A 317-nucleotide genomic window follows, 5' to 3' on the forward strand; every position below is an offset into this window, starting at 1 on the left:
ATTTCGTTTCGGATCTAGTTTTCAGGGAGCAATCCTTGTGAGTATTGTTCTTGATTGTCTATTTGGAGAGATACCCAAGTGGCTATAAGGGGACCCTCTGCTAAGGGGTTAGACTGCGTAAGCGGTGCGAGGGTTCGAATCCCTCTCTCTCCGCCATCTTTACTTTAAGATGGACAAGCGATCAGGCTATAGTTTTAGAATGTGGCGGTGTAGCTCAGCTGGCTAGAGCGTACGGTTCATACCCGTGAGGTCGGGGGTTCGATCCCCTCCGCCGCTACCATATTACCCAGGAGGCTTAGCTCAGCTGGGAGAGCATC

Annotated in this window: 2 tRNA genes; both read left to right on the top strand. The window is 51.1% G+C overall.

The window, feature by feature from the left end:
- Window positions 1-64 precede the first annotated feature (64 nt).
- A tRNA-Ser gene (locus tag AMS66_RS22455) sits at window positions 65-156 on the top strand.
- A gap of 47 nt (window positions 157-203) precedes the next feature.
- Window positions 204-280 (top strand) — tRNA-Met (locus AMS66_RS22460).
- Window positions 281-317: the final 37 nt, after the last annotated feature.

This window comes from Paenibacillus xylanivorans (genome assembly GCF_001280595.1).
Taxonomy (GTDB): domain Bacteria; phylum Bacillota; class Bacilli; order Paenibacillales; family Paenibacillaceae; genus Paenibacillus; species Paenibacillus xylanivorans.